This is a genomic window from Stutzerimonas stutzeri (assembly GCF_024448935.1).
Taxonomy (GTDB): domain Bacteria; phylum Pseudomonadota; class Gammaproteobacteria; order Pseudomonadales; family Pseudomonadaceae; genus Stutzerimonas; species Stutzerimonas stutzeri_AO.
The window spans coordinates 1-18,406 of record NZ_JAMOIE010000003.1; the positions used below are offsets into that span (position 1 = coordinate 1).

Annotated in this window: 17 protein-coding genes and 3 pseudogenes; 7 read left to right on the top strand and 13 right to left on the bottom strand. The window is 61.3% G+C overall.

Annotated features, from left to right (window positions below; genetic code table 11):
• Window positions 1–214: 214 nt before the first annotated feature.
• The 9 genes and pseudogenes from codA to NA637_RS01225 all read right to left on the bottom strand — a co-directional run bounded on the left by codA (window position 215) and on the right by NA637_RS01225 (window position 9,826).
• On the bottom strand, window positions 215–1,450 hold the full coding sequence (gene codA / locus NA637_RS01185; protein ID WP_256070584.1) for a cytosine deaminase: 1,236 nt from the start codon (window positions 1,448–1,450) through the stop codon (window positions 215–217).
• 77 nt (window positions 1,451–1,527) lie between these two features.
• Window positions 1,528–1,743 (bottom strand): annotated as a pseudogene (locus NA637_RS01190) (PucR family transcriptional regulator ligand-binding domain-containing protein); the annotation flags it as partial.
• Window positions 1,740–3,020, bottom strand: a complete 1,281-nt coding sequence (codB, locus tag NA637_RS01195) for a cytosine permease (protein ID WP_256070585.1) — start codon at window positions 3,018–3,020, stop codon at window positions 1,740–1,742. The pseudogene NA637_RS01190 and the gene codB, both read right to left, overlap by 4 nt.
• Window positions 3,021–3,319: 299 nt before the next feature.
• Window positions 3,320–4,345 (bottom strand): peptide ABC transporter ATP-binding protein, encoded by a 1,026-nt coding sequence (locus NA637_RS01200; RefSeq protein ID WP_256070587.1) that lies wholly within the window; start codon window positions 4,343–4,345, stop codon window positions 3,320–3,322.
• Window positions 4,335–5,363, bottom strand: coding sequence for an ABC transporter ATP-binding protein (locus tag NA637_RS01205; protein WP_256070589.1), 1,029 nt, complete (start codon window positions 5,361–5,363; stop codon window positions 4,335–4,337). The genes NA637_RS01200 and NA637_RS01205 overlap by 11 nt, the downstream gene beginning before the upstream one ends.
• 52 nt (window positions 5,364–5,415) lie before the next feature.
• Window positions 5,416–6,327, bottom strand: a complete 912-nt coding sequence (locus NA637_RS01210) for an ABC transporter permease subunit (RefSeq protein ID WP_256070591.1) — start codon at window positions 6,325–6,327, stop codon at window positions 5,416–5,418.
• A gap of 12 nt (window positions 6,328–6,339) precedes the next feature.
• Window positions 6,340–7,350 carry an ABC transporter permease subunit gene (locus NA637_RS01215; protein ID WP_256070593.1) on the bottom strand — a complete coding sequence of 337 codons (1,011 nt, stop codon included), beginning with the start codon at window positions 7,348–7,350 and terminating at the stop codon, window positions 6,340–6,342.
• A gap of 159 nt (window positions 7,351–7,509) precedes the next feature.
• Window positions 7,510–9,111: an ABC transporter substrate-binding protein gene (locus NA637_RS01220; RefSeq protein WP_256070595.1), complete on the bottom strand. Its 1,602-nt coding sequence runs from the start codon at window positions 9,109–9,111 to the stop codon at window positions 7,510–7,512.
• 151 nt (window positions 9,112–9,262) lie between these two features.
• The gene (locus NA637_RS01225) at window positions 9,263–9,826 is read right to left on the bottom strand and encodes a helix-turn-helix domain-containing protein (RefSeq protein ID WP_256070597.1); all 564 of its coding nucleotides are present in this window, start codon (window positions 9,824–9,826) and stop codon (window positions 9,263–9,265) included.
• A 162-nt stretch (window positions 9,827–9,988) separates the two neighbouring features.
• Here NA637_RS01225 and NA637_RS01230 point away from each other — a divergent pair.
• The 3 genes and pseudogenes from NA637_RS01230 to NA637_RS01240 form a co-directional block, all read left to right on the top strand.
• Window positions 9,989–10,286 (top strand): annotated as a pseudogene (locus NA637_RS01230) (aminopeptidase P family N-terminal domain-containing protein); the annotation flags it as partial.
• A gap of 9 nt (window positions 10,287–10,295) precedes the next feature.
• Window positions 10,296–10,664: pseudogene (locus NA637_RS01235) on the top strand (hypothetical protein); the annotation flags it as partial.
• A gap of 181 nt (window positions 10,665–10,845) precedes the next feature.
• Window positions 10,846–12,030, top strand: a complete 1,185-nt coding sequence (locus tag NA637_RS01240) for an MFS transporter (RefSeq protein WP_256070599.1) — start codon at window positions 10,846–10,848, stop codon at window positions 12,028–12,030.
• 237 nt (window positions 12,031–12,267) lie between these two features.
• On the opposite strand, the gene NA637_RS01245 is transcribed toward NA637_RS01240, so the two are convergent.
• The gene (locus NA637_RS01245; RefSeq protein ID WP_256070601.1) at window positions 12,268–12,438 is read right to left on the bottom strand and encodes a hypothetical protein; all 171 of its coding nucleotides are present in this window, start codon (window positions 12,436–12,438) and stop codon (window positions 12,268–12,270) included.
• 413 nt (window positions 12,439–12,851) lie between these two features.
• Between NA637_RS01245 and NA637_RS01250 the strand changes: the two genes are divergently transcribed.
• The gene (locus tag NA637_RS01250; RefSeq protein ID WP_256070603.1) at window positions 12,852–13,457 is read left to right on the top strand and encodes an exopolysaccharide biosynthesis protein; all 606 of its coding nucleotides are present in this window, start codon (window positions 12,852–12,854) and stop codon (window positions 13,455–13,457) included.
• Window positions 13,458–13,509: 52 nt separating this feature from the next.
• Here NA637_RS01250 and NA637_RS01255 read toward each other — a convergent pair whose 3' ends face one another.
• Window positions 13,510–14,340, bottom strand: a complete 831-nt coding sequence (locus NA637_RS01255) for a cation:proton antiporter (protein ID WP_256070605.1) — start codon at window positions 14,338–14,340, stop codon at window positions 13,510–13,512.
• A gap of 58 nt (window positions 14,341–14,398) precedes the next feature.
• Window positions 14,399–15,568, bottom strand: a complete 1,170-nt coding sequence (locus NA637_RS01260) for a DUF1615 domain-containing protein (protein WP_256070607.1) — start codon at window positions 15,566–15,568, stop codon at window positions 14,399–14,401.
• 171 nt (window positions 15,569–15,739) lie between these two features.
• Between NA637_RS01260 and NA637_RS01265 the strand changes: the two genes are divergently transcribed.
• From NA637_RS01265 to NA637_RS01275, 3 genes are all read left to right on the top strand, one after another.
• Window positions 15,740–15,991 (top strand): hypothetical protein, encoded by a 252-nt coding sequence (locus NA637_RS01265; protein ID WP_256070609.1) that lies wholly within the window; start codon window positions 15,740–15,742, stop codon window positions 15,989–15,991.
• A 35-nt stretch (window positions 15,992–16,026) separates the two neighbouring features.
• Window positions 16,027–16,701, top strand: a complete 675-nt coding sequence (locus NA637_RS01270; protein ID WP_336605490.1) for a hypothetical protein — start codon at window positions 16,027–16,029, stop codon at window positions 16,699–16,701.
• Between the two features lie 118 nt (window positions 16,702–16,819).
• On the top strand, window positions 16,820–17,698 hold the full coding sequence (locus NA637_RS01275; RefSeq protein WP_256070613.1) for an AraC family transcriptional regulator: 879 nt from the start codon (window positions 16,820–16,822) through the stop codon (window positions 17,696–17,698).
• Here the strand turns inward: NA637_RS01275 and NA637_RS01280 are convergent.
• Window positions 17,680–18,267, bottom strand: a complete 588-nt coding sequence (locus NA637_RS01280) for a LysE family translocator (RefSeq protein WP_256070614.1) — start codon at window positions 18,265–18,267, stop codon at window positions 17,680–17,682. The genes NA637_RS01275 and NA637_RS01280 overlap by 19 nt on opposite strands.
• Window positions 18,268–18,406 lie beyond the last annotated feature (139 nt).

Below are 18,406 nucleotides of genomic sequence, written 5' to 3' on the forward strand. Positions count from 1 at the left end.
ACTTATCTGAAAGGCTGCGTCGGGTGAAACGCTGCACCCACGATGCGAATGGCCCGACTTGTAGGGGCGAACTTGTTCGCCCAAGGCCTCGCAGCGTAAAGAGCCCGCAGGCACCAGGTGACTTGGCTTCCCAGTGCCTGTGAAAGTCATCGGGAGATATGAGGATTTACCTCACGTGGCTGGAGCGTCCGGCAGCGCAGCTTCTGGCGAGACGTCAACACCGCTCGACGCGCGCCGGCGTGCGTTGCATCAGCAGCGAGCCGTTGCGGATCGAGGCTAGGGCGTGGCCCTGGGTGCGGATCATTTCGTAGTCGCTCGGTGCCGAAAGAATCAGCAGATTCGCCGGCCGGCCGGCTTCGATGCCGTAGCCTTCGCCAAGGTTGAGAGTGCGAGCGCTGTTGTCGGTAATCAGATCGAGGCCGCGTTGCAGGTCCTCGTAACCAAGCATGTGACATATGTGCAGCCCGGCTTCGAGGATACGCATGATGTTGCCGTTGCCCAGGGGATACCAGGGGTCGACGATCGAATCCTGGGCGAAGCAGATATTCATCCCGGCGCGATCGATCTCCGCCACACGCGTCAGCCCCCGGCGCTTGGGATAACTGTCGAAGCGCCCTTGCAGGTGGATGCTTTCGGTGGGACAGGAAACGAAGTTGATCTCCGACTGCTTCAGCAGCCGGAACAGCTTGGAGCAATAGGCGTTGTCGTATGAACCCATGGCCGTGGTATGGCTGGCGGTCACGCGTGCGCCCATCCCGCGTACGCGGGCCTCTTCGGCAAGCACCTCGAGGAAGCGCGACTGTGGGTCGTCCGTCTCGTCGCAGTGCACATCAACCAGAAGGCCGCTGCGCTCGGCTAGATCCATGAGGAACTTGATCGAACTGACGCCCTGCTCACGGGTGTTCTCGAAATGGGGAATTCCACCGACCACGTCCGCGCCGATGGCAACGGCTTCCTCCATCAGGGCACGACCGCCAGTGAAGGATTCGATGCCCTCTTGCGGAAAGGCGACGATCTGCAGGTTGATCAGGTGACGGGTTTCGTCACGCACTTCGACCATGGCCTTGAGCGCCGCGAGCCTCGGGTCGGTCACATCGACATGGGTGCGCACATGCTGGATGCCGTGGTCAACCAGCATGTCGATGGTTTTCTTGGCCCGCGTCTTGGTGTCTTCATGGGTGACCGTGGCCTTGCGTTCGGCCCAGCGCTCGATACCTTCGAACAGGGTGCCGCTCATGTTCCAGTTCGGCTCACCAGCGGTGAGGGTGGCATCGAGATGAATGTGCGGCTCGATGAAGGGCGCGGTGACCAGATTGCCAACGGCATCCAGATCGCCAATGCCTGGACTCGGAGGGCTCGGTTGCGGGGCGATCGCCGATATGCGTTTGCCGTCGAGCTCGATGCGAAACAATCCTTTCTTGCCACGCAGGCGGGCGTTGATGATGTTCATGCGGTACTCCTGTTCGGTTGGGAGAGGACGCTTGCAAACTGTGCCCGGTCAGCCTCGGTACGCCAGCACATCAGCTGCGCCTCGCTCAGCAAGCGCAACCGGTTGGTCCCGTCACGTGGATGGTTGATTCCGGTGACGAAGACCGGCTCGCCACCGGTTACCCGATCCGCGATGCCCTCGTTCCCGGCTACGCAGGTCCAGCGAACCGGGTTGTCCAGGCCTGCTGCCCCCGCACGCAGGCGCAGGCTTTCGAGCCCGGGAAGACTGAGCGCCATCGATACCGTAAGGCTCATGGGCGCGTTTGTACCACCGCTACGTTTCGGCCCAGCAGCGCGCGCTGCAGTTCAAAGAGTCCGACATATGCCAGTGCGGCAACCACAATCCCGACGATGGGCGCGACCCAAGGCGACAGGTAGGCGCTGAGGGCACCGATAAAGTAGGCCGCGAGACCAACCCAGTTGAAGGCGGGCAGTCGAGCATCGGCCAGTAGCGGATAGCGGCCGCGATGGGCGTAGAAGTAGTCCGCCATGATCACGCCGCCAATCGGAGGGATGATTGAGCCGAGCACGATCAGGAAGGGAACCAGCATGTCGGACATGCCACCGATCGCCAGTAGCGTGCCAATCGCGGCACCGCCGAAGGTGACCAGTCGACGGCGTCCGGTGCGCAGCAGGTTGCAGCCGGCAGCGGCAAAGTTGTAGATGGTATTGTCCTGGGTGGTCCACAGGTTGAGAAACAGCATCACCACGGCAGCCATGGAAAGGCCCTGCAGGACCAGTACTTCAACCACGTCCGGCTGCTGATAGACAATCGCGCCGTAGGCACCGGCGATGATCATCAACCCGTTACCGATGAAAAACCCGATCAGGCTCGCCAGGACGGCTACCCGGCCGCTGCGCGCGAAGCGCGTCCAGTTGGTGGCTTGTGTAGCTCCGCTAACGAAGGTTCCGAAGACGATGGTGATCGCCATGCTCAGGGTCATGCTCTCGCTGGGCTCGACGGCCATCAATGCGTTCAGGCCGCCGACGTCGCGTGTAGCGATCCACAGAGAGCAGATGAGCAGCGCCAGCATGGCCGGCACCGCGAAACGCGAGAGCAAATCCAGCCCCTTGTAGCCGACGAAAGCCGTGATGCAGAAGCCGAAGCCGAACAGCACCATAAGCGGGACCGTCAGGCTTTCGGGTAATTCTAAAATCTTTAGCAGTACCAGTGCGATGGTTGCAGTGCCCCAAGCGTACCAGCCGACTTGGGTGAACCCGAGGATCACATCGGAAAGCTTGCTACCGATCTCACCAAAGCAGATGCGCCCCATTAGCACCGAGTTGAGACCGCTACGGCATGCAATTAGGCCGAGCACCGCGGCATACAAGCCCAGCAACAGGTTGCCGATAACCGCAGCCCATAGCAGCGTGGTGAAGTCGAATGCCATGCCGATGCGGCCGCCGGCGAACATGGTTGCGGTGAAGAAGGTAAAACCGAACAGCATGATCGAGGTGGAAAACAGTCCTTTGCGGGCTCCTGTTGGCACTTCGCTCAAGGGAAAGTCGTCGTCTTGGTGGGCTTGAGGCATGTCTCTTAACTCCACAGGTGGGTGAGGTCATGCTTCTTGCAGCCGTCGTGCCACTTTGTGATCAGCGCTTGGTCACGGGGGATTCAGTAATTGCTGTGCATGCTTGGCAGCAAGCTGGCATCGCCGACAATCAGGGCCTCGCCTGCGCGGGGTCGGCAGGATGTCACTAAATCCGCCGAGGCTACCAGGCAACAGTCGCTTGATGACAGCCTGATCCTCTGCGTTGGCAAGCCTCATGGATACGAAGTTGCTGCATGGATCAAGCATCGTCTTGTTCAGTTCGGACGGACGCTGGCTTATCAGCACAAGGCTGACACCGTACTTGCGGTCTGGGGTGGCGAGCCCACCTCCTCGGCATAGTGGCAGGCCACCAGCCTGTCGTCCAAAGGGCGGAATGCCGGGACTTCTGAACTGCAGCGTTGGGTGGCGTGAGGGCAGCGGGTGTGGAAAACGCAGCCGGTAGGTGGGTCGAGCGGGTTGGGCAGTTCGCCACTGACCTTGATTTTCGGCTTCGTCGAGTCAGGCCGGATGCTTGGCGTCGCGGCCAGCAGTACCTGAGTGTAGGGGTGTAGGGGGCGGCTGTAGATCAGCTCGGCTGGGCCCATTTCCATCGGGCTGCCGAAATACATCACCAGTACCTTGTCGGCCACGTGACGGACAACAGCCAGGTCATGGGAGATGAAGACGTAGCCGGCGTTGAACCGCTCCTGCAGATCCATGAAGAGGTTCAGCACCTGCGCCTGAATCGACACATCCAGCGCCGAAGTCGGCTCGTCGGCAATCAGCACCTTCGGATTGAGCATCATGGCCCGCGCAAGGGCGATGCGCTGGCGCTGGCCGCCGGAGAACATGTGCGGATAGCGCTGGTAGTGCTCGGGACGCAGCCCGACCTGCTGCATCATCGCCTGCACGCGCTCCCGGCGTTCGCTGCGTGACAGCCCGGTATTGATAACAAGCGGCTCAGCCAACTGGTCGCCGATCTTCTGCCTTGGGTTCAACGAGGCGTAGGGATTCTGGAACACCATCTGCACGTCGCGGCGTAGCTGTTTGCGTTGAGCCTTGTCTGCGCCTGCCACTTCCTGTCCGGCAATCTGCAACGATCCGGACGTCGGCTCCTCGATGAGCGTCAGTGCTCGTGCAAGCGTGGACTTGCCGCAACCGGATTCGCCGACCACGGCCAGTGTTTCGCCGGGCGCCAGTTCGAACGACACACCGTTGAGCGCGCGTACGGTGGCGTGTGGTTTGAACAGCCCCCGTGAGATCTGGTAGTGGCGGGTCAGCTCGCGTGCGGTCAGCACGCTGCCTGTCGACGGCTCAGTAGACATGGTGTTCCCCGGGTGGCTGGCCAGGACGTTGCGACTCCGGCAGCACTTCAGGTGCTTCGCCAGGTGTCGTGTTGCGCGGGTAAAAGCAGCGCACCGCGCCGCGGTCGTAGGGTTCCAGTGCCGGTCGTTCTCCGCAGCGTGGTTGAGCGTAAGGGCAACGTGGCGAGAGCAGGCAGCCTGCCGGGCGGTCGTATCGACCCGGGACGATGCCCGGCAAGGTCGCAAGACGCCGGCTGGTCGAATGTTCCGGGATGGAGGCGAGCAGCGCTTCGGTGTACGGGTGAGCGGGTGCGTCGAACAGCGCTGGTACGCGCCCGGTCTCGACCGCCTGGCCGGCATACATCACACAGACGCGTTGAGCGGTTTCGGCCACCACGGCCAGGTCGTGAGTGATCAGGATGAGTGCCATGTTCCGGTCGCGCTGCAGACTCAGCACCAGGTCCATGATTTGTGCCTGAATGGTGACATCGAGGGCCGTGGTCGGCTCGTCGGCGATCAACAGCTGCGGCTCGCCTGCGATGGCCATGGCGATGGCCACGCGTTGGCTCATGCCGCCGGACAGCTGATGAGGGTAGGCGTCCAGACGACTGGCGGCGGCGGGGATCTCGACCCGCTCGAGCAGCTCGAGTGCGCGCTGCCGAGCGGCTTTGCCCTTGAGGCCCAGATGCTGTCGCAGCACCTCTTCAATCTGGAAACCCACGGTGTAGCTGGGATTGAGCGCGGTCATCGGGTCCTGAAAGACCATGGCCAAGTCCTTGCCGATCACTCGACGGCGCTGGCGCCCCTTGAGCGTCAGCAAGTCCTGGCCGGCGAATTGGAGGCGATCAGCCGCCACTTTGCCCGGCGCATCGACCAGTCCCATCAAGGCCATCATCGTGACTGACTTGCCAGAGCCGGACTCACCGACGATGGCCAGCACTTCACCTTTGTCGACGCTGAGGTCTAGCCCATCCACCACAGGTGGCGCGCCGTCGTCTCCAAAGCGCACCGACAGGTTTTGAATCTCGAGGAGGCTCATGGGCGGTTGTCCCTTGTGTCCGTAAGGTCTGAACGAAGCATCTGTGGATTCATCACGCGGCATTCTTGAGCTTGGGATCAAGCGCATCGCGAAGCCCGTCACCGAGCAGGTTGATCGCCAGCACGCTGAGCAGGATCGCCAGGCCGGGCAGCGACACCACCCACCAGGCACGCTCGATGTAATCGCGTGCCGAGGCCAGCATGGTTCCCCATTCAGGCGTCGGCGGCTGCACGCCAAGGCCGAGAAAGCCCAGTGCAGCGGCATCGAGAATCGCCGAGGAAAAGCTCAGGGTGGCCTGTACGATCAGCGGCGCCATGCAGTTAGGCAGCACGCTGATGAACATCAGCCTAAGGGTTCCGGCGCCAGCGAGTTTCGAGGCCGTCACGTAGTCGCGGTTGAGCTCGGTCATCACCGCCGCCCGGGTCAGGCGCACGTAAGAGGGCAGCGAGACGATGGCGATGGCGAAGATGGTATTGATCAGACCAGGGCCGAGGATCGCCACGATCGCCATCGCCAGCAGCAGCGAGGGCAGGGCCAGCATGATGTCCATCAGGCGCATGATGAACGGCCCCAGCCGAGCAGGGGAAAAGCCTGCGAGCAGGCCGAGCAGGACGCCGGGCAGCAGCGAAAAGACGACCGAAGCGAGGCCGATCAGCAGGGACAGCCGCGCCCCGTGGATCAGCCGCGAAAGCATGTCCCGCCCGAGCTCGTCGGTGCCAAGCATGAACTGCGCCGTCCCGCCTTCCTGCCAGGCCGGCGGGGCGAGCAAAAAATCGCGGAACTGTTCGCTGGGGTTATAGGGTGCCAAAGCCGGTGCGAACAGGGCGCAGGCAACCAGCAGCACCATATAGATCAGGCCGCCGAATGCGCCCTTGTTGCGGCGAAAGGCACTCCAGAACTCCCGAAGGGGTGACGGGTAACAAGCAGTCGGTTCGGCGGCCGGCAGGGTCTCGATGCTGTTCATGCTTTGGCCTCCTTAGCGCTGGTGGCGAATACGGGGGTTGGCCAGGCCGTAGAGGATGTCCACGGTGAAATTGACCAGGATGACGAGGCAGGCGACCAGCAAGATGCCGTTCTGCACGACCGGGTAGTCGCGTGCGCCGATGGATTCGATCAGCCACTTGCCGATGCCCGGCCAGGAGAAGATGGTCTCGGTCAGTACGGCTCCGGCCAGCAGGGTGCCGATCTGCAGGCCGAACACGGTCAGGACGGGGATCAGCGCGTTGCGCAGCCCGTGAACGAACACCACCCGGTTCGGCGATAAACCTTTCGCCCGAGCCGTGCGGACATAGTCTTCGCGTAGCACTTCGAGCATCGCCGAGCGCGTCATTCGTGCGATGACCGCCAGGGGAATCGTCGCCAGCACCACGGCCGGGAGAATCATGTGGTGAAGCGCGTCCAGAAACGCGCCTTGTTCTTCGCTGAGCAGGGTGTCGATGAGCATGAAGCCGGTGACGGGCGGTACGTCGTAAAGCAGATCGATACGCCCCGAAACAGGCGTCCAGCCAAGGCCGACGGAGAAAAACATGATGAGGATCAGCCCCCACCAGAAGATCGGCATCGAGTAACCCACCAGCGAAACGCCCATGACGCCGTGGTCGAACAGCGAGCCGCGTTTAAGTGCGGCGACCACGCCAGCCAGCAGGCCCAGGGTGGCGGCGATGATCAGTGCCGCGAAGGCAAGCTCGAGGGTGGCGGGAAACAGGGTGGTGAACTCTTTCCAGACGCTGGTGCGTGTGCGCAGCGACTCGCCGAGATCGCCTTGCGCCAGATCGCCGATGTAATCGAAATACTGCAGGTAGAGTGGCTTGTTCAGACCCAGCCGCTCCATCGCCTGGGCATGCATCTGTGGATCGACTTTTCGCTCTCCCATCATCACTTCCACCGGATCCCCGGGGATCATGCGAATCAGGGCAAAGGTGAGTAGCGTGATGCCGAAAAAGGTGGGTATCAGCAGGCCCACGCGGCGGGCTATGAAGCTGAACATCGCAGAACTCCTGATAAAGCTATGGCTACGCGACAGCACCGCCTCGATCGCCGTACTCACATTCGCGGCTATCGTTGGGCTGATGACGCTTGGCTGCGCGGACCGGCAGTCCAAAAACATGCAAAGGCGGTCAGCCAGGCAGGCCTGGCTTCGCTACTGTCAACGCTTGTTTTCTACGCCATAGAAGGAGTTGCGCCCGAAGGGGCTGATTTCGAAGCCCTCCACGCTGTTGCGCATCGGTTGGTAGACAGTGGAGTGGGCGATAGGCGTGATGGGCACCTGCTCCTGAATGATCTGCTGCGCCTGTTCGTACAGCTTTGTGCGTTCAGCCTGATCCGTAATGCGCTTGGCATCCTTGACCACTTTGTCGTATGCCGCGTCGCACCATCTGGACCAGTTGTTGCCGTTTACCGCATCGCAGCCATACAGGGTGTTCATCCAGTTGTCCGGGTCACCATTGTCCCCAGTCCAGCCTATCAGCACGGCGTCATGCTCCCCCGCATGGCCGCGCTTGATGTATTCGCCCCACTCGTAGCTCACGATGCGAGCCTTGATCCCGATCTTGGCCCAGTCAGCCTGGATCATTTGCGCCATCAGCTTGGCGTTGGGGTTGTAGGGGCGCTGCACGGGCATTGCCCACAGGGTGATTTCGGTGCCTTCCTTGACGCCTGCCTGTTTAAGCAATTCGCGCGCTTTTTCCGGGTCGTATTCGGTGCCCTTGATGCTCTCGTCGTAGGACCACTGCGTGGGCGGAAGCGCGTTCACAGCCAATTGGCCGGCGCCCTGATAGACGGCCTCGATGATGGATTTCTTGTCGACCGCCATGTCCAACGCCTTGCGCACCTCAAGCTTGCCGAGTGGCTCGTGCTCAACGTTGTAGGCGATGTAACCGAGGTTAAAGCCGGGTTGGCTCGGTACCTCGATGTCGGGATCTTTCTGCAACGCTTCGATGTCCGCCGGGCGAGGGTTGAGCGTGATCTGGCATTCCCCGGCACGAAGCTTCTGCGCACGGACCGAGGCGTCGGTAGTGATGGCGAAAATCAAGTTATCGATCTTCACGTCTTCGGGTTTCCAGTATTCCTTGTTGCCCTTGAAGCGGATCTGGGCGTCTTTCTGGTAGCGGCTGAACACGAACGGCCCGGTGCCAATCGGCTTCTGGTTGATCTGCTCGCTATTGCCTGCGTTGAGCAACTGATCGGCATATTCAGCTGAATGGATCGCGGCGAAGCTCATCGCGAGGTTCTGTATGAAGGCGGCATCTACTGTGTCGAGGGTAAAGCGGACCGTCATGTCGTCGAGCTTCTCGACCTTGAGGATGTTCTTGTCCATGCCCATGTCGACGAAATAGGGGAACTCGCTGGCGTATGCCTTGCGGAACGGGTGCTCCTTGTCGAGCATGCGCTGGAAGGTGAAGAGGACGTCGTCGGCATTGAACTCACGGCTGGGCTTGAAGTAGTCAGTGGTATGAAACTTGACCCCGGGACGCAGATGGAAGGTATAGGTGAGGCCGTCATCGCTGACCTCCCATTTGCTCGCCAGCGCGGGGAGGGCGCGAGTGCCGCCTCGTTCGAACTGCGCGAGACGGTTGAATACGGTTTCCGAGGCGGCGTCGAAGTCAGTACCGGTGGTGTACTGACCGGGATCGAAACCGGCGGGGCTGCCCTCGGAGCAGTACACCAGATTGCTGGCGGCGAAGCTGAGGGGCGAGCCGAGGATCAATCCCGCGGCGAGCAATGCTCGGATGGCGATAGTGTTTCGCATGCAAACCTCATCTTTTCATGTTCATCGAGGGTTGCCTCGAAATTAGGTCCTGCTGAAAACCTGGTCAACAAAAATTAAGCGCTGCTGAATTTCGTTGGCGAGCTTCAGGTATCGAGCTCCAGGCGTCGAGATCAAGCAATAGCGGTGCCAGCTAGCGGGTGGTCAAATCGTCGAACAGGCCCATCGTCGTTACGGTGAGCACTTCGGCCGGTTGATCGCCCACGTTGGCCAGGTGGTGAGGCTTTCCCGCATCGAAATGTATGGAGTCACCGCTGGCCAACGGATAGTCGCGGCCATCGACTCTGTAGCTGATCCGTCCGGAAAGGACGTAGGCGAATTCGGCGCCTACGTGGGCAATGAGTTCGGACTGGTAACCCACTGGCATGCTGACTTTGACGGCGTTCAGCAGATTGCCTGGAAAGCTTGTAGACAGGCGCTCGTACGCCAGCGGCTGGCCTTCGATGGTGTAACGAACTCGTTCGCCCTGGTGGGAATCGGGCTGCGCTTGGCTGGGCTGATCAAACAGCGAATTGAGCGGGACGCCGAGCGATTTTGCGATGTTCGCCAGCGACGAAATCGAGACACCCGTAAGGTTGCGTTCGGCCTGGGACAGGAAGCTCGCCGTCAGCCCCGACTCCTTGGCTACCTGGTTCAGGGTCTTGTTCGCGGCACGCCTGTGACGACGCAATCGCTCGCCGATACGGTCGACTGTCATGAAATTCGCCTTGTGAAAGTCGCCAGTATACGGCCGGCGGGACAAGCCCGCGCCAGCCTTGATTTTGGCTTTTTCACGGCACGGCAGAAAAAAGCTTTGCCAGAAAAATAAGTTGTACTTAAATTCGGCGAACATTTTTTTGGCTGGTTTCGAACAACAGGCATGACCAGCGGTATCGGCGGCAGCACGCAGGAAGAAGTGCTTGGGCGCTTGCGCAACATGCTGGATGGCGTCGAGCCGATAGCGCAAGACGAGTACCGGAACCGTATCGGCAAGGCACAGCGCCGCATGGGGCAGCTTGGCCTCGACGCTGTTTTTCTCAGCGCCGGCGCGAACCTCGAGTTACTTCACCGGCGTGCGCTGGAGCCCGAGCGAGCGCATGGTTGGTGCAATCCTGCCCGCGGATGGTGCGCTGGAGTACCTGGCGCCGGCCTTCGAAGAGGGCACGATTCGCGACTTCAGTTGCGGCTGCGGCAATGGCGGCGTCACCATTGCCGAGCACCTTGGGGTTGCCGTCGGCGGTTGCGGCGCTGGCGATTGCCAGCGTGCCGCTGTTTGCCTTGCTGTTCGGTTTGACCCGGGGGCAGCGAACCACCGGGCTGGAGTGGGGCGGGATCCTGCTGGGGCTGATCGGCATCGGCTTGCTCAATCTCGGGCACAACCTGGTTACGCCTATGTAAATCCGCTGGTGGCGGTGCTGCTGGGTATCCCGTTTGCCGGTGAGCGCATCGGGCCTGAGGATTGGTTGGCGATGACGGTTATCGTCAGCGCGGTAATCCTGATCGGTTTGCCCCAATGGTGCCGGCCGAAGGTCGCAGCTGTGGCGAGCGAGACCTGAATCGAGCGCGCCGTCGGCCTGACAGTGGTTGTAGGATGATTTCCGCTTGGGCAAGATCGGACCAACCCCTTAGCGGTCCTAACCCCGGACGACCTGCGCGCCACCCCGGCGTTCCATAGGCGCCGGGGTCGGTTTGGCCCGCCGTGTCATCTTCCTTCCGCTCATCTCAACAGGCGATCCGATGCCCGCTGCGAAACCTCCTGCCAACGATACCTTCTTCATCCTGTCACTGGTGGTCTTCAACTTCATCTCGTTCATTTCCATCGGCATTCCGTTGGCATCGCTGCCGGGCTACATTCATGAAAATCTCGGCTTCAGCACTGCTATTGCCGGCATCGTGATCGGTGCGCAGTATCTGACTACCTTGCTCTGCCGCCCGCTTGCCGGCCGGTTGGCGGACGAGCGCGGGGCGAAGAAGACCGTGTTGGTCGGCATGGCGTCGGGGTTGCTGAGTGGCCTGTTGCTGCTCGCCTCGGCATTGCTGGAATCCTGGCCGATGGCAAGCATCGCCGTGATGGTCGGCAGCCGATTGATGCTCGGTTTTGCACAAAGCCTGATCGGCATATCGGCGATCACCTGGGGCATCAGCCGACTGGGCGCGGAAAGCACAGCGCGAATGATCTCCTGGAATGGCGTGGCGGCTTTCGGCGGCGTCGGGATCGGCGCACCGCTTGGTGTCTTTCTCACTCAATCCTTGGGCCTGTGGAGCCTGGGTGTCGTGACGATGGCGCTTGCCTCGACGGGCCTCGCATTGGCTTGGCGGCGCGGTGATGCACCGCTGAATCCCGGCAAGCGCTTGCCGTTCGGCAAAGTGCTGTGGAAGGTCGCACCGCCTGGTATCAGTCTGGCGTTGGCCACCATTGGCTACGGCACGCTGACTGCTTTTATCGCGCTGTATTACAACGCCCGCGGTTGGGATGGCGCGGCCTGGTGCCTCACTGCCTTTGCGTTTGCGTTTATCGGGACGCGCTTGTTGGGGCCGAACCTCATCAACCGCGTCGGCGGTTATTCGGTGGCGATGGTGTGCCTGGTGGTGGAGATTTTCGGGCTCTTGTTGCTCTGGCTTGCGGAGGCGCCCAGCTTTGCCCTGGCAGGCTCCGCGCTGACGGGCTGCGGGCTGTCCTTGCTCTATCCCGCGCTGGGGGTTGGCGTAGTGTCACGCGTGGGAACGGCAAACCGCAGCTCGGGCCTCAGCGTGTTCGCCATGTTCTTCGACCTGTCGCTGGGGCTGTCTGGCGCGATCATGGGCGTGCTGGCGGCTTACATTGGCATGCAGAGCATCTTTCTCGGCGCTGCGGTGGTGGCAGTAGGGGCTTTCGGGATCGTCTGGCTTTTGCTCCGTCAGGAGCGTGCCACTCAGTCGTGAGCGATGACCAGACCGCTGCAGAAGCCTTCTGTTCACTTCGGCGGTACAGAGTCAATCAGGGTTCTGGTCGCGTCGTATCTGAACGAGGGAGCGAATAGCTTTCGACCTCAGCCCGTGATCTCGGAGGGCAGGCGTACTGTTAAACCTGCGGGCCTGACGGGCTCAACGCCGAGCCCGGTTCGGCTTGTTGTTTTGCGACGCAAGGGGCGATGTACGGGCATGCCGGCTAGATGATGCCTATCGTCCGGCCGCGCAGAACTCGAGGTCCATTGACGCACGCCTCGCCAGTGCCGCCGCGCTCGGACGATTGTCCGTCTTACAACGCCGCAGCTGCTTCCACAACTCAAGCGGATGATTGGGGTTGAGGTCGGATCGCTTGACCAGGGTTTCCAGCGTTTTGCTACTCATGTGGCCTCCAATGTCGTCTCGGTCGAGTGGTTGGTGGTCCTGAAAATAGTCGCTTCCTTGCGCCAGCCGTCGCGGCTTTCCATGGCTCCGAGAGTGCCCGGATTGGGTTACAGGTTGTTGACAAACCGAGCTCGTTTCGCCGCGCCGATGAACGGCGTTTTCGGGTCGCATGCCTTGATTATTGGCGATCGCTAAGAGTGGAAAAATATATATGGTGGTGTGACTGGCGCGGGTGGGGCATTAGCGTTTCGTTGCCATCCAAATGCAATCATTTATTGTCCATGTGTTGCGCTTGTAACCGGCCGTTCGAACTGGCTGTAGCTCATCAGAGAATTATGTCAGCGGAACAGTGCTTTAAGTGTCGCAGCGGCATCCTGCCGTATCCACAGCCATACTGCGACGAGGAGGACCGCATGACTGAGACCAACAAGCGCGAACACGCACATGATTGTCTTGCACAGGTGATCGACGGCGTGGTCGAGTCAGGTGATAACCAACCTAAGGTATCGGTTGGTGACATTCAGAACAAAATCGGTCAGCGCAGCTTCGGGCCGTTCCTGTTCGTTCCCGCTATCATCGAGATCAGCCCGATCGGCGGTATTCCCGGCGTGCCGAGCATGCTTGCATTGATCGTCGCATTGTTCGCCATCCAGCTGTTGTTTGGTCGGCATCATTTCTGGATGCCCGGATTTCTCGCACATCGCTCGGTCAGCGGCCAGAAGCTTGAGAAAGGCCTGAACAAGATCCGTCCGGTTGTGCGCTGGTTGGACAAGGTGAGCAACAAGCGTTTGGTCTGGGCCACCCGCAGCAGCTTTCTACGGGTGATTGCGGCGCTCTGCGTCGTGCTTGCGACCTCGGTGCCTCCGCTCGAACTGTTGCCCTTCGCCAGCACCGCGCCGTTCTCGGCCATCTGCCTGTTCGGTCTGGGTATCACCACCCGAGACGGAGCAGCCATCGTTCTCGGGCTGATTGTGGCGGTTGGCGCCTTCGTGCTGGCGGGCATGGGGCTGATGGGCTGATTGGCTCGTCCCAACGCGGTTCGCCCGTTTCCGTCCTACTGGCTCAGCCAGACTACTCGTCCAGGTGAGCGCTGCCTCGCGGCGCCGCGCCGGCATGGTGTGCATACAGACGCGACAGCGGGGCCGCGGACACGCCATGCATCATGATCGATGCCACGGTGTAGCCCAGCAGGGAGGAACTGGCTACCAGCTTCTTGTGCTCGGAAAGGGCCAGCAGTTTGGCTGCTGCGAAACCCACGATTGCGCCCATCAGCGCGGCGCCACCGATGCCGATCAGTATCCAGTATCGACTCGATGAGCCGGCGCGACCAGGCCTGAACAGGTGAATGGCTGAGCATGAGAATTGGCAGCATGACGAAGGCGTAGGCCAGGCCGTCGTTGGCTCCGGATTCCGCCGACAGCGGTGTCGCGCAGCCGCAAGGGGAGGTGCTGTTTCGCGAACTTGCCGGTCACGATCGAGCTGGCGACTACCGGGTCGGTGGGCGTGACCACTGCACCCAGCAGCAGGGCTGTCCATAGATAGCGACAGCCCCAGCAGCCAACCGGCCAACAAGGATGACACCAGCCACATACCGAGCATGACGAAGATCAGCAAGAGCATGACGGGCTTGAGCATGGCCTTGAGCGCTGCACGCTGCAGGCGCAGGGCAACACCCATCAGCCCGATTGCCAGCGTCAGCCGCGCCGCTTGCTCGAGAACGCTGAAGGTGTCGCCCCAGCGCGCGAGATCGAGCCAACTCAAGCCATATGGACCGACCGCAAGCCCGACCAGCACGGCGAGCGCCGGCTCGGATACAGGGCTACGCTTGATCAGCGCCGACAGCAAGGCAATACAGACAGCAACGCCGCCCATGATGGCAAGTGCAATGTTCAGCTGGGACATGACGGCTCCGAGTTCGCAGTACCTCTACTGCGAGGGGTGCCGGTAACAAATGTTCCCGCTAGCGGCCTGCACGTTTCATGCACGCCAGATGGCGATCGTTGACCCGATTGGCAAACCAGGCGGTCGTCAGGTTGCGTGTGATCTTCGGACTTTCCAGGCGAATGCCCGGCAGCACCGCGCGGGGCAGGGGCTTTCCGGCGCGCTTTTCAGCCAAAGCGAACACGCGCTCATACAAGCTGGTTTTCTCGAATCCGTGCGTATCGCCGCGCTCCAGGGCGTTGCGAATCGCTGTCTCGCTCATGTCGAGCTTGGCCGCCAGCGAGCGCACCGCACGCTCGGTCTGGCCGGCTTTGCGGCTGCCATGGATGATCAGGTCGCCATCGAGGGTCAGCTTGATTCCGCTCGCACGGCTGACCGCGGCCTGAAACGCGGCGTTGCGGCTGGCATACCAGCCGGCATTGAAATCTGCGAAGCGGTACAGCGGCTGGGTGTAACTGGCGGGGTAGTCCAGCAGATGCGCGATGCCGAAGTACATACCGCCGCGGCGAGTGAACACCTCATCCCGGATGGAGCCTTCACGGCGGTAGGGATAGTCGCGTGCGCGGTCTTCGGCGAAGGCGATACTGACTTGCATGGGGCCACCGGTCTTGACTGGGTTGAGCGTGCCGAACAGCTGTTTGCCGAGCGGCATGATGCCGAGGAAGTCGTCGAAGATTGCGCTCAGCTGTTCTTCCGTGCGCACCGCCGCGAGGCGCTGGCTGTAAGTCTTGCCGTTGGGTGATTGAACGTCCAGGGCCGCATCTACGATGAAGCGTGGGACATGCAGTCGGGACGCGCGCCGGTAGATCTCATCGCGGGCGATTTTCGCCAGGTCTGGGACCGGTGGGGTCGCCTGGAAAGTGGATTCCTGCACCGTGACGGCCAGGACGGCGCAGAGGTTCTCGTTAGTCGGCGGGATCGCCAGCGCATCGAAGGCGGCGTAGATGTCGGTGGCCCAGCCCTGTCGATTCGGGATGTTGCTGGGGATCAGCCGGACGATCTTGGCGCGTACTTCGTCCGGCCGGGGCGCAGGCACCTCCGGTTTTTGCGTGCCGCAGCCGGCCAGGCCAAGCAGCAAGGCGCTGGTGAACGTAACGGCGAGTCGGCGCGCAGCCCGGCTGGAGGGAGTCGGCGTTGGCGCGTGCGAGTCGACAGTCGAATCCTGTCGATTTGAGAGCTGAAAGATCATGCGGTCCCATCTGGATACGTGCTTCAGGTCCGACAGTAAAACAGACGCAGCCGTTCTGCAGCCGCTGAGGTGCTGATGACTGCCGGTGAACTTGCGAGGTTGCCGCTGTCCGAAACCTGACGAGCCACCGGGCGTGCCGGTGGCGCCAAACAGCGACGAGCACCTGACCTCATGAGCGAATCGCACTTCGACGTTCGGCGACTCGAACGCTACGACAGCACCACCCGTGAATACTTGCTGGCGATCATCACAGATGAAGACCACGCGTCCCAGGTTGAACTGGACAGCGGCCAAATCGCCTGGCAATCGACCCTGCGGCATGATCGACTGCACCGTGACGTCGACCTGCAAACGGGCAAGCCAAACTACCGTTTCGAGGACATCCCTGAGCATGAGGGCGGCGAGTTCAGCTGGTCAGCCTGATCGCCGAGGGCGGGCGCGGCGCTGAATTCTCCGAGCTGGCCATGTTCGGCAAGCGCTTGGTGACCTTCGATGACCGCACTGGATTGGTCTGTGAAATCCGCGACCAGAACCAGCTGGTGCCTCGAAACATTCTCATGACCGGCAGCGGCGACGAAGCCTTCAAGGGTTTCAAAGCGGAGTGGGCAACGCTCTACAACGACCAATTGGTCGTCGGCAGCCACGGCAAGAAGGCCTCTGAGGAGTGGGTGAAGTTGCTCGACCGCCACTACGCCGTACAGAGCGTGGACTGGTCGGAGCGCTATCAACGCATCCGCGACGCGCTGGGCGTCGGGCCGGACGGCTATGTGATCCACGAGGCGGCCGAGTGGCACCCGTATCGCCGGGAATGGCTTTTCTTTCCGCGCAAGATCTCGACCGAGCCATTCGACGAGGCGATCGATGAGCGGGAGCGTGGCGCCAACACCTTGATTATGGCCAGCGAAGACTTCAGCCAGATCCGGACCCTTGAGGTCGGTCAGCGTGTTCCTGAGCGGGGCATTTCATCGTTCAAGATCCTGCCGGGCCATCCCAACGAGTGCGTTGGCCTGAAAAGCGTCGAGATCGGTGATCGAACCGAGAGCTACCTGTTCTGCTTCAACCTCGACGGCGAGGTGCTGCAGGACGATATCTTCATCGGTAATTACAAGTGCGAGGGTCTGGAAATTCTCTGATGGCCGTTCCCGTTGCCCCGAAGGCCATCGCTCGCCTTGCCGAAACACAGCAGGTTGCCAATCAATCGCCCCGTTTTCGGCTACGCTGAGGTTCCCAACTGCCGTTACAGATTCGACCATGCATCAGCAAATCTTCGCCCAGTCTCGTTCAGCTTCTGGCTCCAGCTTCTGGCGCGACGAGGCGCTGCCGTTCATCGAGTCGCGCACTGTGGAAGATGGCCGCCGCGTCTGTTATGCGCGGCACAGCCACGAAACCTTCTCCATCGGGTTGATCGACAGCGGCGCCAGTACTTACATCAACGGTGAACATCAGTGCCGCGTCGAAGCCGGCACCCTGGTGCTAATGAACCCCGGCGACGTACATGCCTGCAATCCGATCCAGAACCAGCCTTGGGCGTATCGCATGCTTTATGTCGATGTTGGCTGGTTGAGTCAGCTGCAAGACCACTTAGGCATGGGTGGAGCAGGCTTTCGCTGCTTCGCCCCAATAATGACCCTCGATCCGCTGCTACAGTCGGCCTTTAGCCGCTTTCATACAGTGCTCATCGACGACAACGCCGATTTGCTGCAAAAGGAAACCGCCGCCCTATCTTTCTTCTCTCTGTCGCACGAGCGACTGGGGCTCGAAGTCGGCGTCCCGGAGAGTGACCTGAAACTGCAGCGTGCCGCCGAGTTCATCGCCGACAATTATCAGCGCTCCCTCAAACTGGGCGAGATCAGCCTCATGGCAGGCGTCTCGCCGTCGAGCCTCATCCGCGCCTTCAAAAAACGGTTCGGGATGACCCCACATGCCTATCTGACCAATCGGCGCGTGCAGTTTGCGCGAGCCGAGCTGCGGCGTGGCCGGCCTATTGCAGATGTGGCGCTGGATGCGGGGTTTGCTGACCAGGCGCACCTGCAGCGCGCCTTCAAGCAACTGCTGGCTGCCACGCCCGGGCACTATCGAACAGGAAGCCGAAACGTGCGCCACGACACCCGTCAGGTCAGCAGCAGGTAAGCCGCGCTGGCGACCAGCAGCGATGCCATCAATCGATTGAACAGCCGTACCCGTGCGGGCTTGTCGAGATGTTGCCGCAGGAAGGTGCCCGCATACGCCCAACACGCCAGTGAGGCATAGCAGATCACGAAGTAGATCGCTGCGAAGCGCCAGACTGAGGAAGCGTCGCCTGCGGCAGCGAACAAGCCCATGCCCGCTACCGAGGCCAGCCAGGCCTTGGGGTTGAGCCACTGCATCGCTGCGCCATACAGCAGCGTCGGCCGCATCGCAGGCTTGTCTGCATTCAGGCGACCGTTGTCTGCGGCCAGCCGAAACGCCATGTACAGCAGAAATGCCACGCCAGCCAGCTTGATCGATTCGGTCAGCCAGGGCCAATGATCGAGTAGTTCGTTCAGGCCCAGCCCGATCAACAACAGTAGCAGCGTGAAACCAATGGTTGCGCCGCTGACGTGGCGCATGGCTGGCCGCAAACCGAACTGCGCGCCAGCGCTGAGCGCGACGATGTTGACCGGGCCGGGCGATATGGAAGAAGCCAGCGCGAAGGCGGCCATGGACAGCAAAAGACTCATCGAAAGCTCCTGAAAGTACGCATGAACATCAGCGCGACGATAGGAGCGGGAACTGCCGCGGTATTGAAGAAAATGCGCGTTGTGCTCGGTTCGATTAGTAAGCGGCTAACAAAACTTGGTGTCCGCAGCGCAGTCCAAC